Annotated in this window: 13 protein-coding genes; 12 read left to right on the top strand and 1 reads right to left on the bottom strand. The window is 31.6% G+C overall.

The genetic code is table 11. The annotated features are described in order from the left end of the window. Positions 1–573: 573 nt before the first annotated feature. The 11 genes from thrS (at position 574) to BTO16_RS17245 (ending at position 15,385) form a co-directional block, all read left to right on the top strand. Positions 574–2,514, top strand: a complete 1,941-nt coding sequence (gene thrS / locus BTO16_RS17295; protein WP_105022884.1) for a threonine--tRNA ligase — start codon at positions 574–576, stop codon at positions 2,512–2,514. Between the two features lie 107 nt (positions 2,515–2,621). After that, complete coding sequence (gene infC / locus BTO16_RS17290) at positions 2,622–3,143, top strand: translation initiation factor IF-3 (protein WP_262503079.1); 522 nt, start codon at positions 2,622–2,624, stop codon at positions 3,141–3,143. A 64-nt stretch (positions 3,144–3,207) separates the two neighbouring features. After that, the gene (rpmI, locus tag BTO16_RS17285; protein ID WP_104810083.1) at positions 3,208–3,402 is read left to right on the top strand and encodes a 50S ribosomal protein L35; all 195 of its coding nucleotides are present in this window, start codon (positions 3,208–3,210) and stop codon (positions 3,400–3,402) included. 106 nt (positions 3,403–3,508) lie between these two features. After that, complete coding sequence (gene rplT / locus BTO16_RS17280; protein WP_105022883.1) at positions 3,509–3,853, top strand: 50S ribosomal protein L20; 345 nt, start codon at positions 3,509–3,511, stop codon at positions 3,851–3,853. Positions 3,854–3,937: 84 nt separating this feature from the next. Continuing rightward, positions 3,938–4,519 (top strand): hypothetical protein, encoded by a 582-nt coding sequence (locus BTO16_RS17275; RefSeq protein ID WP_105022882.1) that lies wholly within the window; start codon positions 3,938–3,940, stop codon positions 4,517–4,519. A 211-nt stretch (positions 4,520–4,730) separates the two neighbouring features. After that, complete coding sequence (glgA, locus tag BTO16_RS17270; protein WP_105022881.1) at positions 4,731–5,936, top strand: glycogen synthase; 1,206 nt, start codon at positions 4,731–4,733, stop codon at positions 5,934–5,936. Positions 5,937–5,941: 5 nt separating this feature from the next. After that, a complete protein-coding gene (locus tag BTO16_RS17265) occupies positions 5,942–7,207 on the top strand; it encodes a glucose-1-phosphate adenylyltransferase (RefSeq protein WP_105022880.1) in 1,266 nt (421 codons plus the stop codon). A gap of 36 nt (positions 7,208–7,243) precedes the next feature. After that, a complete protein-coding gene (locus BTO16_RS17260; RefSeq protein WP_105022879.1) occupies positions 7,244–9,181 on the top strand; it encodes an alpha-1,4-glucan--maltose-1-phosphate maltosyltransferase in 1,938 nt (645 codons plus the stop codon). A gap of 3 nt (positions 9,182–9,184) precedes the next feature. Continuing rightward, a complete protein-coding gene (locus BTO16_RS17255; protein ID WP_105022878.1) occupies positions 9,185–10,813 on the top strand; it encodes a trehalose synthase in 1,629 nt (542 codons plus the stop codon). Between the two features lie 4 nt (positions 10,814–10,817). After that, positions 10,818–12,725 (top strand): 1,4-alpha-glucan branching protein GlgB, encoded by a 1,908-nt coding sequence (gene glgB, locus BTO16_RS17250; protein ID WP_105022877.1) that lies wholly within the window; start codon positions 10,818–10,820, stop codon positions 12,723–12,725. A 254-nt stretch (positions 12,726–12,979) separates the two neighbouring features. Continuing rightward, a complete protein-coding gene (locus BTO16_RS17245; RefSeq protein ID WP_105022876.1) occupies positions 12,980–15,385 on the top strand; it encodes a glycoside hydrolase family 31 protein in 2,406 nt (801 codons plus the stop codon). Between the two features lie 309 nt (positions 15,386–15,694). On the opposite strand, the gene prfA is transcribed toward BTO16_RS17245, so the two are convergent. After that, positions 15,695–16,771 carry a peptide chain release factor 1 gene (prfA, locus tag BTO16_RS17240; protein WP_105022875.1) on the bottom strand — a complete coding sequence of 359 codons (1,077 nt, stop codon included), beginning with the start codon at positions 16,769–16,771 and terminating at the stop codon, positions 15,695–15,697. A 68-nt stretch (positions 16,772–16,839) separates the two neighbouring features. Here prfA and BTO16_RS17235 point away from each other — a divergent pair, with 68 nt between their 5' ends. Then, positions 16,840–17,274, top strand: coding sequence for a hypothetical protein (locus BTO16_RS17235; protein WP_146105426.1), 435 nt, complete (start codon positions 16,840–16,842; stop codon positions 17,272–17,274). Positions 17,275–17,491 lie beyond the last annotated feature (217 nt).

Genomic DNA, 17,491 nt, shown 5'->3' with positions numbered 1-17,491 from the left:
TCTTCAAGCACTTCTAACTTCATTGTTTTGAATTGGTTATCATTTAAAATATATTTAACTTTTTTCTGGATATTGTAGCTTCATCTAATTAAACAAACTTTTCTTGAGACATTAAAAGTTTTAACAACAAAACGCAGAACCTTTAAATGATTAGTTTAATGTTTAAACAAACATTTTTTGTCTTGAATTACCTCGTTAAGAAAAGAGAAGATATAATCAAATAGCAACTATTTATGTTTGTATGTTACGGATTACTTCTAAAACAGCATCTCAGATATGATATTTTTGACCTTTCTAATTCTATAAAATTCAAAAATAATATGTTAGGGATTGAAATGGCATCCTTTTTATGCTTTACAAGCTTTACTATTGGAACGTATATTTTAGTGATCTTGATGTATGAGCATCTGTTTGATTAATTATAGAGCATAAAAAGATACAATGGAAAGCCCGACCACGCTAGGAAAGCGTGGAAACATCCAGAAAAAATTCACCTTATATAATAAGTACACATATATATTGTGTGAAAAATTGTTTTCTAATATCTTTGCATCCTCAAAAATTATACAATTAATGATTAAAATTACATTACCTGACGGAAGTATTAAGGAATTTGCTATAAACAGCAGTCCTTTTGATGTTGCAAAAAGCATTAGTGAAGGATTGGCTAGAAACATTATATCTGCAAGTTTTAACGGAACAACCGTTGAAACTACTACCCCACTAATCACCGATGGTTCTTTAGTTTTATTCACATTTAACGAAGATGCTGGTAAAAAAGCTTTCTGGCATTCTTCTGCCCACGTTTTAGCAGAGGCGATCTTAAGTTTTCATCCGAATGCAAAATTAACAATTGGGCCTGCTATTGATAATGGATTCTATTATGATTTAGATCTTGGTGAAGGTGTTATTTCTGAAAAGGATTTTAAAGAGATTGAAGATAAGTTTCTAGAAATTGCTCGTGGAAAACATGAGTTTTCTATGCGTTCTGTTTCTAAAGCGGATGCGTTAACTTTATATAAGAAAGAGAACAACCCTTATAAAGTGGAGTTGATTGAGAACTTAACGGATGGAGATATCACTTTTTGCGACCACAGCAACTTTACTGATTTATGTAGAGGAGGCCACATACCTAACACAGGTATTATAAAGGCTGTGAAAATAATGAATGTTGCTGGGGCTTATTGGAGAGGTGATGAGAAAAACAATCAATTAACTCGTGTTTACGGAATTACTTTTCCAAAACAAAAATTACTTACTGAATATTTAGAGCTTATAGAAGAAGCTAAAAAACGTGATCATAGAAAACTTGGTAAAGAGTTAGAGTTATTTACTTTTTCGCCAAAGGTTGGTGCAGGTTTACCTTTATGGCTGCCAAAAGGTGCTGCTTTAAGAGGACGTTTAGAAGATTTTCTAAAGAAAGCTCAGAAAAAAGCGGGTTACGAAATGGTAATGACACCTCATATTGGTCAGAAAGAGCTATATGTTACTTCTGGACATTATGAAAAATATGGAGCAGATAGTTTTCAGTCGATAAAAACTCCTAAAATGGATGAAGAGTTTTTGTTAAAACCAATGAACTGCCCACATCACTGTGAAATTTATAACTTTAAACCGTATTCTTATAAAGATTTACCAAAACGCTTTGCAGAATTTGGAACGGTATATAGATATGAACAAAGTGGCGAATTGCACGGTTTAACTCGTGTAAGAGGTTTTACGCAAGATGATGCGCATATTTTTTGTACACCAGAACAATTAGACCAAGAATTTAAAGATGTAATAGATTTAGTATTATATGTCTTTGGATCTTTAGGTTTTGAAAACTTTACAGCACAGGTTTCTATTAGAGATATGGAAAACCTTGATAAATATATTGGGGATGTTGAAACTTGGGAAATTGCTGAAAAAGCAATTATAAGTGCAGCAACAGATAAAGGTTTAAATTTTGTGATTGTAGAAGGCGAAGCTGCTTTTTACGGGCCTAAATTAGATTTCATGGTTAAGGACGCTTTAGGCAGAAGTTGGCAGCTTGGAACCATTCAAGTTGACTATAATTTACCAAAACGTTTTGATTTAACGTATAAAGGAGCAGATAATCAACTGCACAGACCAGTGATGATTCACAGAGCACCCTTTGGTTCTATGGAGCGATTTATCGCGGTTTTACTAGAGCACACAGCGGGTAACTTCCCTCTTTGGTTAACACCAGATCAGGTTATCTTATTGCCTATCAGTGAGAAATATCAAAATTATTCAGAAAAAGTTTTAGAATTGCTAGAAAATTCCGAAATTCGCGCTTTGGTAGACGACCGAAATGAAAAAACGGGAAGAAAGATTCGAGATGCAGAAGTAAGTAAAGTGCCATATATGCTTATTGTTGGGGAAAAAGAGGAAGAAGAAGGAACCGTATCGGTAAGAAAACATGGCGAAGGAGATTTAGGTACATTTACAATAGAAGAATTTGTATCTTTAATAAAAAAAGAAGTAGAGAGTACTTTGATGAAGTTTTAATTCATCAACTAGAAATAAAAATAGGTTGGTAAAACAACTAAGTGTTAAATTTAAATTTATAGGTCATAGCAATACGTAGAAGTAGGTCGAGAAGACCATTAAGAGTAATCAAAGAAGATCAACATAGAATTAATGAAAAAATAAAATATGTTGACGAAGTTCGTCTTGTGGGCGATAATGTTGAAGTTGGTGTCTATCCTTTAGCGAAAGCAAAAGAATTAGCCAAAGAACAGGAATTAGATTTGGTGGAGATTTCGCCAAAGGCTAAGCCACCTGTTTGTAAAATTATTGATTACAAGAAATTCTTGTATGAGCAGAAGAAGCGAGAAAAAGTGTTAAAGTCGAAGGCAACGAAAGTTACCATCAAAGAGATACGTTTTGGACCGCAAACTGATGAGCATGACTATGAATTTAAGAAAAAACATGCCCTTAAGTTCTTACAAGATGGCGCAAAATTAAAAGCATTTGTTTTCTTTAAGGGAAGATCGATTATTTTTAAAGAACAAGGACAAATTTTACTTTTAAAATTAGCCCAAGAATTAGAGGAATATGGTAAAGTAGAACAATTACCAAAATTGGAAGGTAAGCGTATGATTATGTTTATCGCTCCAAAGAAAGTAGGGAAATAAAAATTAGATTCTGAAACAAGTTTAGAATAAACAATCTTATAAGCAAGATAAAAACGAAGGAGAAATGCCTAAAATGAAAACCAAATCTAGTGCCAAAAAACGATTCAAAGTTACTGGTTCTGGAAAAATTAAAAGAAAGCACGCGTTTAAGAGTCATATCTTAACAAAGAAATCTAAAAAACGTAAGCTTAGATTGACTCATGATACTTTAGTACATAAGTCTGATGTTGCAAACATTAAACAACAGTTAGCTATATAATTTAGCTAAAGGGAATTTTATTATTAACCATGGAGTTGCGCTATTTAAAATAAAAAAATAGAAAGTGTCTGTATAAAGACCGCCAACTACAAAAATCATTGAAATTATGCCAAGATCAGTAAATTCAGTAGCCTCAAGAAAAAGAAGAAAAAAAATCTTGAAGGCAGCAAAAGGTTACTTTGGACGTAGAAAAAACGTTTATACAGTAGCAAAAAATGCGGTTGAAAAAGGAATGCTTTATGCATACCGTGACCGTAAAAACAATAAGAGAAACTTTCGTTCTTTATGGATTGTGCGTATTAACGCAGCAGCTCGTTTACACGGAATGTCTTATTCTCAGTTTATGGGTAAAGTAAAAGCACATAAAATCGAACTAAACCGTAAGGTTTTAGCTGATTTAGCTGTTAACAACTCAGAAGCTTTTAAGGCAGTTGCAGATAAAATAAAATAAAATAATAATACTTGCTTATATTAAAAACCCAAACAATTTGTTTGGGTTTTTTTCTTAAATTTGCACTCTATAAAAGCACAAAAAATGAAATCTAAATTATTACTACTTGTTTTTTTTCTTACCTCTTTCGCGGCTTTCTCTCAAGAAGTTATTGATGAAGACAATTCTATAAACGGTCAATTTGACAGAATTTATAGAGTATCTACTTCCTACCAAACCTATAAAGTTGTTGATAGAGACAAATATGAAAAACTAAAATCGAATGTTTTAGATTCTTTAAAGAATGCTAAAAAACTTGTTTCTGAAAAAGAAAACTTGCTAAGAACTGAACAAGAAAATGTAGAAGAACTAAACTTAATTCTTAATAAGACAAAGTTAGACCTAGATACTACTCTTCAAAAGGAAAATTCAGTCTCTTTATTTGGCTTGCATTTAAATAAAACAACCTATAATTTAATTTTATGGTTTATAATTATCACATTATCAATTGGTTTAGGTTTCTTTGTTTATAAATTCTCTAAAAGCAATGTTTTAACAAATGAAGCTCAAAGTAATTTATTAGATATAGAACAAGAATTTGATGACCATAGAAAAAAATCTATAGAAAGAGAACAAAAATTACGCAGAGAACTGCAAGATGAAATTAATAAACACAGAAATGCATAATCGTTAAGTTCTATTAATTACACTATTTTTTATCAAAGGCAAATAATACTGATTTATCAATATTGTTTGCCTTTTTTGTTGTGATTATATTACCAAAATAATAATTATATTTTTAGAATAAAAATCTTCCTTTTTTATTTTGTTGGTTTACTGCTTATTTTATACCTTAATGCTCTAAATTAAACGAAACTAATAAATCACAAAATAGCTTATGAAAACCCTTTTTTACACAAGAGAATTTCCACCATATGTTTATGGCGGAGCAGGTGTTCACGTGGAATATCTTGCTGCAGAATTATCTAAGTTGATGGATGTTGAAGTTAGATGTTTTGGTGACCAAAATTCTAAAGATCCAAGTCTAACTGTAAAAGGTTTTCCTTATGACAATGCTACCTTTGAAAATGCAGATGATAAATTAAAGGCGGTCTTTCAAACATTAAGTACTGGCTTACACATGAATGCTGATGCAATCGATGCAGATATTGTTCATTGCCATACTTGGTACGCACACTTTGCAGGTATTGTTGCTAAACTTTGCTACGGAATTCCGTTAGTTATAACTACACATTCTTTAGAGCCTTTAAGACCTTGGAAAAGAGAACAATTAGGGCGTGGTTACGATGCTTCTTCTTGGATTGAAAAAACGGCAATTGAAATGGCCGATGCATTAATTGCTGTATCCGAAGAAACCAAAGAAGACGTTTTAAAACATTTTAATGTTGATGAAAGCAAAGTTAAAGTAATCTATAATGGAATTAATCTTCAAGAATATGTTACCACAGCCGAAACATCAACTTTAGACGTTTATAACATTGATAAAACAAAACCTTATGTGCTTTTTGTTGGAAGAATTACAAGACAAAAAGGAATTATTCATTTAGTAAATGCCATAAAATATATAGATTCAGACACTCAAGTTGTACTTTGTGCTGGTGCGCCAGATACCAAGGAGATTGGTTTAGAAATGGAAAATGCTGTAAACGAGGTTAAAAAAACTCGTAAAAACGTAATCTGGATTGATAAAATGGTTACAAAAAAAGAAGTAATTCAGTTATATTCTCATGCTGATGTTTTTTGCTGCCCATCAATCTATGAACCTTTTGGAATTATAAATATTGAAGCAATGGCATGCGATACTGCTGTTGTTGCGAGTGCTGTTGGCGGAATTAAAGAAGTTGTTGTACACGGAGAAACTGGGTTATTAATTCCGGTTGAACAACAAAAATCGGCACCTTTTGAACCTGTAAATCCTGATAAATTTGCAAGAGATTTAGCAGAAGGTATAAATAAAGTTATCAATAATCCTACACTTAAAAATTCTATGGCAAAAAAAGGTAGAAAAAGAGTTGAGGATTATTTTGATTGGATATCAATTGCAAGACAGGTAGAAGAATTATATAAAACTTTAAAAAAATAATTACAATGATAAACGATAAAGTATTAGGGATTATATTGGGTGGTGGTCAAGGTTCAAGGTTATATCCATTAACAAAAGACAGATCAAAACCTGCTGTACCAATTGCTGGTAAATATAGATTAGTAGATATTCCTATTTCTAATTGTATCAATTCTGATATTAAAAGAATGTATGTGTTAACTCAGTTTAACTCTGCGTCTTTAAACAAACATATAAAAAATACGTATCATTTTAGTTTTTTTAGTTCTGCTTTTGTAGATGTATTGGCTGCTGAACAAACCATGCAAAGTGATTCTTGGTTTCAAGGTACCGCAGATGCTGTTAGACAAAGCATGCATCACTTTTTACAAAACGATTTTGAATATGCGTTAATACTTTCTGGCGATCAGTTATATCAGATGGATTTTAATGATATGATTGAAAAACACAAAAATAGTGGAGCAGAAATAACCATTGCAACGTATCCTGTAAATGCAAAAGATGCTACATCCTTCGGCTTATTAAAAACGAATGAAGATCATATAATAACTTCCTTTATAGAAAAACCAGCTGCTGATTTATTACCAAATTGGACTTCGGATGTTGGTGAGGAAATGAAATCTCAAGGCAGGGATTATTTAGCATCCATGGGAATTTATATTTTTAATAGAGACTTATTGGTTGAGTTAATGAACAATCCTGATACCAATGATTTTGGAAAAGAAATTATACCTCAAGCAATTGATAAACATAAAACCTTAAGTTACCAATACGAGGGCTATTGGACAGATATTGGTAATATTGACTCTTTCTTTGAAGCTAATTTAGGCTTAACAGATGATGTGCCTAAATTTAATTTATATAATGAAAACGGAATTTACACAAGACCAAGAATTTTACCAACTTCAAAAATTTCTGGCACCATTTTAAACAAAGCTGTTATTGGCGATGGATGTATTATTCATGCAGAAAAAATAGACCGATGTGTTATTGGAATTCGTTCTAGAATAGGAAAAAATTCTTTGATATCAAACACCTACATGATGGGTAATGACTCTTACGAATCGCTAGAATTTATGGCGGCAAACAATGTTGATGTTGTAATGGGAATTGGAGATAGATGTTATATTCATAATTGTATTGTAGATAAAAATTGTAGAATTGGCGATGATGTAAGAATCAACGGTGGTCCTCATATTAAAAACATAGAAACAGATACTTATTTGGTAAAAGACGGAATTGTAGTCATTAAAAAAGATGCGACAATACCTAAAGGAACCATCATAGGATAAAAAATTATTACTTTTTATTTAAACAAAAATTATTTAATGCAAAATCAAAGTAGAATTGTAATAGAAAATATTGCTCCGCAATTAAATGGAGGAACCGTATTTATAAAACGGGTTGTAAACGAAATTGTTAATGTAACTGCCGATGTTTTAGTAGATGGACATGATGTGCTTCAAGCAAGTTTATTATACAAACACGAATCAGAAAAAACGTGGTTAGAAACTAGAATGTATGCCACTTCTAATGATGAATATGCCGCAAGTTTTATAACAACAAAACAAGGTTTTTATTCCTATAAAATTGAAGGCTGGGTAGATTATGCTTTAAACTGGCAACATGGAATTGAACGAAAAATTGATGATTATCAACATGTAAATTCAGAACTTTTAGAAGGTGTAGAATTACTATCTGCCATTTCTAAAAAAGTTAACAAAGAAGAAAAGGAGTATTTATTACATGTAATAGCACTTTTTAAAAATAAAGATACCTATACAGAAGCAATAAAAGAAGCGGTTTCAAAAAAGTTACACATAATTCTTAAAAATAATCCGAAGAAATTATTGACACAAAATTCGGCAGAATATAAGGTTTATGTTGATCGATTAAAAGCAAGATTTTCTACTTGGTATGAATTTTTTCCGCGTTCAGCATCCGAACAAGAAGGTAAACATGGAACATTTAACGACTGCCATAGGTTGTTGCCAAGAGTTGCAGAAATGGGTTTCGACACCTTGTACTTTCCTCCTATTCATCCCATTGGTGAAGTAAATAGAAAAGGGAAAAACAATACTACCGTTGCACAAAATGGCGATGTGGGTTCAACTTGGGGAATTGGTTCTAAACATGGAGGTCACAAAGACATTCATCCAGAATTAGGTACTATGGACGATTTTAAAAACTTAATAGTTAAAGCTAAAGAATTAGGAATTGAAGTTGCCATGGATTATGCTTTACAAGCAGCACCAGATCATCCTTGGGTTACAGCGCATCCAGATTGGTTTAAATGGAGACCAGACGGAACTGTACAATATGCGGAAAATCCGCCAAAAAAATACCAAGATATTCTACCTATTTATTGGGAAAGCAAAGATTATAAAAACCTTTGGCAAGAATGTTTAGACACTTTATTTTATTGGATTGATTGCGGAATTAACGTTTTTAGAGTTGACAATCCGCATACAAAACCTTACTATTTTTGGGGTTGGATTGTTACTGAAGTAAAGAAAAAGCATCCAGATGTGTTGTTTTTAGCAGAAGCATTTACAAGACCAAAAATAATGCATCAATTGGCTAAACAAGGCTATACACAATCTTACACGTATTTTACTTGGAGAGATTCTAAACAAGAATTGACTGAGTACATGAACGAACTTACGCAAACAGATCAAAAGGAATTTATGAGACCTAATTTTTGGCCAAATACTCCTGATATTAATCCTTATCATTTGCAAGGTGCACCAGAATCTAAATATTTGATACGTTATGCTTTAGCAGCAACTTTATCATCAAATATTGGTATTTATGGACCTGTTTTTGAACAAATGATTGATACTCCTATTGCTGGGAAAGAAGAATATTACATGTCAGAAAAATTTCAACTTTGTAAGTATGACTGGTTCAAAGAAAATAAAGTGACTGCAATAATTACTCGAATAAATAATATTAGAAAAGAGAACGAATCTTATCAACAAACAAATAATATCCAATTTTTAGAAACTGGTAATGACCAGATAATTGCGTTCTATAAATGGAATCAAGACAGAACCAATGAGACTTTAACGGTTATTAATTTAGATGCTTACAACTCGCAATCTGGTTCTGTAAAATTACCTTTGTACGATTTAGGTGTAAATTATGGTCATAAAATCGAAGTGGTAGATTTGGTTACAAGAAACTCTTACAATTGGTATAATGAAAGTAATTATGTACAATTGCATGCAACATTACCATTTCATATTTTTAAAATTAATAAATAATTAATGATCAAAGAAACACACACAATATCGAAAGCTTCTCTATTTTCATCTTCAAATAGTTGGGAGGAGATTATAGCTGACAAAGATTTTGTGTCTGTTTTTTTATCAGACGTTTTAGAAGAATACATCCAGAAACAACGTTGGTTTGGCGGTAAGTCTAGCAAATTAAAATACATAGAATTAAGTGAATATTTTAAAATTCAGCAAGATGGTGAAGTCTATTTTGGTTTAATTTTAGAAGTTAATTTTGTAGAAGCTTTTTACCATCATTACTTTTTACCGATCGCATTTGTTGCCGATGAAAGTATTTCTGAGGAAAACAGAATTTTGCCCATCAAACTAAAAAATAAAGAAGGTTATATTATAGACGCCATGCATCTAGAAAGCTTTAGAAAAGTGGTGTATCAAAGAATAAGTTCTGCTTTACCAATTGATAAAACTCCTGTTCAATATCATAAAACAGAAGGTTTTAGTTTCCCAGAATACAAATCATCCAAATTTATGGGCGTTGAACAAAGCAATACTTCCATTATTTATAATGATACCTATGTTTTAAAATTTTTTAGAAGAATTTACGCTGATAAAAATCCTGACTATGAAATGAGTCGTTTTTTATCGCACAGAAAAGAGTTTAAACACACGCCACTATATTTAGGAAGTATCAATATTATAGACTCAGATAACACGAATGTTACTATTGGTTTAATGCAAAAATTAGTTCCGAATAGTGGGGATGCTTGGGAATATTTTTTAAAAGAGATTCATACCATTTATCAAACAGTTGATACTAAAAGTATTTCTTTTAAAGATTTACCCGATGTAGAAATGTTTAAACGTGTTAAAATTGCCGAAGTTCCGCCTCAAATTATAGATTGGATTGGACTTCATTTACTAACCAAAGTAAAGAAATTAGCACAAAGAACTGCCGAAATGCACATTGCTTTAGGTTCAGAGTTTGCAGACACGTCCTTTACACCTACTCATTTTAACGGCGATTATACGGTTTGGCTAAAAAATAGATTAACCTATCAATTTCAAAACAGATTAAATCTTGCCGAAAACAATTTACATAAATTAAAAGGTGATAGTTTACAACTTGCTAAAGAGTTTTTAGAACGAAAAAACGAAATTAGAAAACGTTTGGTCAATTTCGATTGGACGAAATTAAAAGGAGAAAGAATTAGAATTCATGGAGATTATCATTTAGGACAAATTTTAGTGCAAGATGATGATTTTTGTATTTTAGATTTTGAAGGAGAACCAGAGAGTACAATTAGAGATCGAAAAGTAAAACAACCACCATTAAAAGACGTTGCGGGCTTGTTTCGGTCTTTTCATTACGCAATTTATTCAACGATTTTTAATCATCAAGATGAATATAAAAAAACTCAAGAAGAGCTTTTTGAATTTGGTGAATTATTATACAAATACATGGTTTCAATCTTTATGGAAACCTATGTAGAAACCACAAAAAATGCAAACCTACATATAGGTTACAGAAACGAAAGAATATTTTTATTAAAATACTGCTTACTAGAAAAAGCAATTTACGAGTTAGGGTACGAACTCAATTCAAGACCAAAATGGACAATAATTCCGTTAAAAGGTATTGCAAACATATTGAACTCATAAAATTATGACAAAAACAAAAGCTCACAGTCTTTTTACAGAATTTGATATCGATTTATTCAAAGCTGGAAAACACTATCGTTTATACGAAAAATTTGGGTCACATCTTATAAATGTAGATGGTGTAGACGGAACCTATTTTGCAGTTTGGGCACCAAGCGCAAAGGCTGTTTCTGTTACTGGCGATTTTAATTTCTGGTTAGAAGGCGAACATCATTTAAATGTGCGTTGGGATGGCAGCGGAATCTGGGAAGGATTTATACCAAATGTAAAAAAAGGCAATATTTACAAATATAAAGTTCAAAATTCTGATAATGGTGTAATCACCGAAAAAGCAGACCCATTTGCCAGAAGATGCGAACATCCGCCTAAAACTGCCTCTGTAGTTTGGGAAGATGACTATAAATGGCAAGATAAAAAGTGGATGAAAAACAGAAAGAAAAACAATGCACTAGATGCACCTTTTTCTGTTTATGAAGTACATTTAGGTTCTTGGAAAAAGCAAATTGAAGAAAATAGATTTTTAAGCTACAATGAATTAGCAGAAGAACTGGTTTCTTACGTTGCTGATATGAATTTTACACACGTAGAATTTATGCCAATTATGGAATATCCATACGACCCAAGTTGGGGATATCAATTAACAGGCTATTTTGCACCAACATCTCGTTTTGGGTATCCTGATGAGTTTAAATTTTTGGTTGATAAATTTCACGAAAAAGGAATTGGCGTACTTTTAGATTGGGTTCCTTCACATTTTCCTTCGGATGACCATGGTTTAGGCTATTTTGATGGTTCTCATTTATACGAGCATCCAGACAGAAGAAAAGGATATCACCAAGATTGGAAAAGTTTAATTTTTAACTACGGAAGAAACGAAATTAAAGCATTTTTAATAAGTAATGCTATTTTTTGGTTAGACCAATACCATGCAGATGGTTTAAGAGTTGATGCCGTTGCGTCTATGTTATTCTTAGATTATTCTAGAGAAGAAGGTGAATGGGAACCAAACATGTTTGGCGGCAGAGAATATTTAGAAGCTATTGATTTTATCAAAGAAATGAATGCTGCAGTGTATGAAGCTTTTCCTGATGTGCAAACCATTGCCGAAGAATCTACCTCGTTTCCTAAAGTTTCTAGACCAATTTATGATGGTGGTTTAGGTTTTGGTATGAAATGGATGATGGGTTGGATGCACGATACCTTAGATTATTTTGCAAAAGAACCTGTTTATAGAAAACACCATCAAAACGATTTAACGTTTAGTTTAAATTATGCGTTTACAGAAAACTTTATGTTACCACTTTCTCATGACGAAGTTGTCTATGGTAAAAAATCTATTGTAAGTAAAATGCCAGGCGATGAATGGCAAAAATTTGGTAATCTAAGATTAATGTACAGTTTAATGTACACGCATCCAGGAACAAAATTATTGTTTCAAGGTGGTGAATTTGGCCAAACAAGTGAATGGAATTTTAACGGAAGTTTAGATTGGCATTTATTAGAATATGATGTTCATAAAGGTGCACAATCTTTAGTAAGAGATTTAAACAAATTATACAAAGATGAACCTGCATTGCATCAAAAACAATTTTCGCATGAAGGTTTTGAATGGATAGATCACGGAGATCATCAAAATTCTGTGATGTCTTATATTAGAAAAGGAAATGATGAAAAAGACAATGTTATTGTTATTTTAAATCTAACTCCAATTCCGAGACAGCAATATAGAATTGGGCTACCAAAAGCAGGAACCTTAAAAGAAATTTTTAACAGCGACGCTAAAAAATATAACGGAACTGGTGGTTTTAATACTAAAAATTTAACTTCGGTTGAAAAAGAATGGAATAATAGAAAAAATTCCCTTGAATTAGACTTACCGCCATTAGGTATGTTAGCCTTTAAATTCAAATAAAATTAAAACGCACCTTTTAAAGATAGTATATTCTTAAAAAAAAGGCGCGTTTTTTTTTACATATCTAGAAAACAAGCAACTTTTTTATAGCATCCTAAATTCTTTTAAATTAGATAAAATGCTTTTAACATTGCTTAATTTTCTTTAGCTATTAATATACATTTGTACTCAAACGTTATCGTAAAAAAAAAGTTATTAATCGCTGATTTATATCAAGTTTTACGATTTTTACATGTCAAAAAAATTAAATATTTATGATTGTTAATACAGAACTAGAACAAAAAGGAAATTTATTTCCTTCAAAAATAATAAAGTATACAAAAGATGTAGATACACTGCATTTTACAACAGACAATAATGTTGTTTTACAGGTAACCGTTGTTAGAGATAGTGTTATTAGATTTCGATATTCTACCACAGGAAAATTTGAAAAAGATTTTTCTTATGGTGTTACCGTTCATGCATCAAGAGGCTACAGTTTTTTAAAAGTATCCGAAGAGAAAACTCATTATATAATTACAACCTCAAAATTAATTTGTAAAGTAGAAAAACTAAGCTTACAGGTAAGTTTATACGATGCAATCGATTTAAAGTTAATTAACGAAGATGAGATAGGTTTTCATTGGGAAGAAAGTTATGAATATGGTGGAGATATTGTAAAAATGAGCAAGGCTTGTCAAAAAGCAGAAAGTTTTTACGGTCTAGGTGATAAACCTGTTGAAGTAAATATGAAAGGTAAGCGTTTTGAAAACTGGGCAACAGATTCTTACGCATTTGGTAAAAATACAGATCCAATATACAAAGCGATTCCTTTTTATACCGCAATACAAGACAACAAGTCGTATGGAATCTTTTTTGATAATACCTTTAAAACGCATTTTGATTTTGCACACGAAAGAAGAAATGTAACTAGTTTTTGGGCACAAGGAGGTGAAATGAATTACTATTTTATCTACGGTCCAAAAATGGAGGATGTGGTTGCTAATTATACAGATTTAACTGGTAAACCTCATACATTACCTCCTTTGTGGGCATTGGGATTTCATCAATGTAAATGGAGTTATTATCCAGAAAGTAACGTAAAAGAAATTACTAAAACATTTAGAGACTTAAAGATTCCTTGTGATGCTATTTATTTAGATATCGATTATATGGATGGTTTTCGTTGTTTTACTTGGGATAAAAAACACTTTCCTGATCCAAAAAGGATGGTAAGAGAACTAGAAGAAGATGGTTTTAAAACCGTTGTTATTATCGATCCAGGAATTAAAATTGATTTAGAATACGATGTTTTTAAAGAAGCACTAGATAAAGATTATTTCTGTAAACGTGCCGATGGCCCTTATATGAAAGGTAAAGTTTGGCCTGGAGAATGTTATTTTCCAGATTTTACAAAACCAGAAGTTAGAGAATGGTGGTCTGGTTTATTTCAAGAATTAATTGAAGATATTGGTGTTAAAGGTGTTTGGAACGATATGAACGAGCCTGCTGTTATGGATGTTCCTAATAAATCTTTTCCAGATGATGTTCGTCATGATTATGATGGCAACCCTTGTTCACATAGAAAAGCGCATAATATTTATGGCACTCAAATGGCGCGTGCAACTTATCATGGCTTAAAAAAATATGCATATCCAAAAAGACCTTTTGTTATTACTAGATCTGCGTATTCTGGTGCACAAAGATATACTTCTACTTGGATGGGCGATAACGTTGCAACTTGGGAACATTTAGCAATAGCAAATAACCAAGCACAAAGAATGGCAATGTCTGGTTTCTCTTTTGCAGGGTCTGATATTGGTGGTTTTGCAGAGCAGCCACAAGGAGAACTTTTTGCAAGATGGATTCAATTAGGTGTTTTTCATGCGTTTTGTAGAGTACATTCTTCTGGAGATCATGGAGATCAAGAACCTTGGGTTTTTGGCACTGAAATTACAGATATTGTTAGAAAGTTTGTAGAAATTAGATATCAACTTTTACCTTATTTATATACTGCTTTCTGGAATCATATAAATCACGGAACACCTATTTTAAAATCGTTGGTTTTATATGATCAAGAAGATGTTGCAACTCATTACAGAAGTGATGAATTTATTTTTGGAGACAGCATACTTGTTTGCCCAATATTAGAACCAAACTCTAAAGGAAGAAGAATGTATATTCCTAGAGGAACTTGGTATAACTTCTGGACAGATGAAGTAGTTGAAGGAGGAAGAGAAGTTTGGGTAGATGCAGATTTAGATAGCATGCCAATCTTTATAAAAGAAGGAGCTGTAATACCTAAATATCCCGTTCAACAATATGTTGGTGAAAAGAAATTTGATGAAATTACATTAGATGTCTACTATAAAGAAGGAAAAGAAAAATCTCAATTATTTGATGATGCTCATGATGGGTATGATTATAAAAAAGGGAGATATAGTTTACGTACCTTTAAAGTAACTGGTAAAAAGAACGAATTAATCTTACAACAACACAAACAAGGCAAATTTGATGCTGAGTATACTAACTTTAATATTGTATTTCACAATTTACCGTTCAAAATTACATCTGTACAAATTGACAATGTTGTCGTAGAAGTAAATAAATCTAACACTACCCAATTTCAATCTATCACTGTAGATAAAGAGTTTACAGAGTTACATTTATTTGGGAAATAGCGTTAAAAAAGAAGTTATATAAAGGAGAAGCCTCCCCATTTCTGGGGAGGCTTCTCCTTGTTTATAGGGAGACAAAAATTTCATCATAAATAGGGATTGTGCACTATTAATATGTTTCTTAAATTTGAATATAATTAATGTTCCCCCCAACATTGGTTTAATTATTTTATTTAATTAAAGAGATAAAAGGTTTGAATGAAACCTTATTATTTTAATTCCCACAATATTCCCCCAATTTTTACATTCAAAAAAAACCTCAAAATATTATTTTGAGGTTTTTTTTGAATGTAAAAGTAAAGTCAGATTTTTTTAGAACCCGTCGCTTAAACTTTTTAATTTTTCTGTATTTTCAGCCATCATTAATTCATCAATAATTCGCTGAATATCGCCATTTAAAATATTAGGTAAATCATATAAAGACAAACCAATTCTATGATCTGTTACACGACCTTGAGCATAATTATAAGTTCTAATTTTCGCACTTCTATCTCCAGAAGAAACCATAGAACCACGCTTTAACGCATCCTCTGCATTTTTCTTAGCTAATTCCATGTCATACAAACGAGAACGTAAAACTTTAAATGCTTTTTCTTTATTTTTATGTTGCGATTTTTGATCCTGACATTGCGCCACTAAACCTGTTGGAAGATGCGTTAAACGAACCGCAGAATAGGTTGTATTTACAGATTGACCTCCAGGACCTGAAGAACAGAAAAAATCGATTCTTACATCTTTTGGATTAATCTCAACATCAAACTCTTCTGCTTCTGGAAAAACCATACAGGTTGCTGCAGAAGTATGCACGCGACCTTGTGTTTCTGTTTGTGGAACTCTTTGCACTCGATGAACGCCTGCTTCAAATTTTAAGATTCCATAAACATCGTTACCAGTAACTTCGAACTGAATTTCTTTAAAACCGCCATTTGTTCCTTCAGAATAATCTACAGTAGAAACTTTCCATCCTTTACTTTCGCAATATTTAGAATACATTCTAAATAAATCTCCAGCAAAAATACTTGCCTCGTCACCACCTGTTCCTGCACGTAATTCTACCACTGCATTTTTAGAATCTTCTGGATCTTTTGGTATCAATAAAACTTTTATTTCTTCTTCTAATTGCGGAATTCTAGTATTAGCTTCATCGATTTCCATCTTAGCCATTTCTGTCATTTCTGCATCAGAACCATCAGAAATTATTTCTTTTGCTTCGTCTATATTGTTTAATAAAGATTGGTATTCGTTACCTTTCTCAACAACACTTCCTAAATCTTTATACTCTTTGCTTAATTGTACGTAACGCTTTTGGTCCATGATGATATCTGGCTGAATAATCAAATCAGAAACCTCATCATAACGTTGTTTAACAATTCTTAGTTTATCTAACATCTTCTACTTTTCTTGACTGCGAATTTACACTTTTTATAGGTACATTTGAAGAAACCAAAAGATATTTTATGAGATTGCTACTCTTTTATATTTGCTTTTTTCTGATGATATCTTGTCAGAATCAAACCAATAAACCTGAGAAACCTACCTTTTTAATAGGAAATTGGATGCGTTTAAATGATAAAGAAAGCAGCCAAACTTATGAAACTTGGAACACCAATTTTACCGGAATTGGCTATACAAAACAAGGACAAAAGACTAATTTTAAAGAAATATTGAGTATTATATATATTAAAGATACATTGTATTTAAAAGTAGAGGACGTTAATAAAACACCAACGCTGTTTAAGTTTACACAGCAAACCGACACCTCTTTTGTTTGTGAAAACCCAAAAAATGAATTTCCAAAAAAAATAAAATATTTTTTAGAAAACAACCAGCTAAAAGCAATTGTATATACTGATGATTTTAGAATTAATTTTGTTTTTGAGAAAATTAAGTAAACAAAAAATATTTTAAAAAGTTCTTTTGCAGAAAAATGCCTGCATTAAAAACAGATTTGATAATTAAATCCCAACTTCTGCTCCTATAATCAATCATAATCATTAGCGTAAAAATATGGGTAGACTATTCTTGTTTTTATGCTAATGAAAAATTAAAGATCTATTTAATACAATTTAGAAGGCCATATATTATTTCTTAAAAAAAAAAAAAAAAAAA

Origin of the sequence: Polaribacter glomeratus, assembly GCF_002954665.1 — a bacterium.
Classification (GTDB): domain Bacteria; phylum Bacteroidota; class Bacteroidia; order Flavobacteriales; family Flavobacteriaceae; genus Polaribacter; species Polaribacter glomeratus.
The sequence above is the reverse complement of the archived record's forward strand: the minus strand, read 5'-3'. Positions and strand labels throughout refer to the sequence as shown.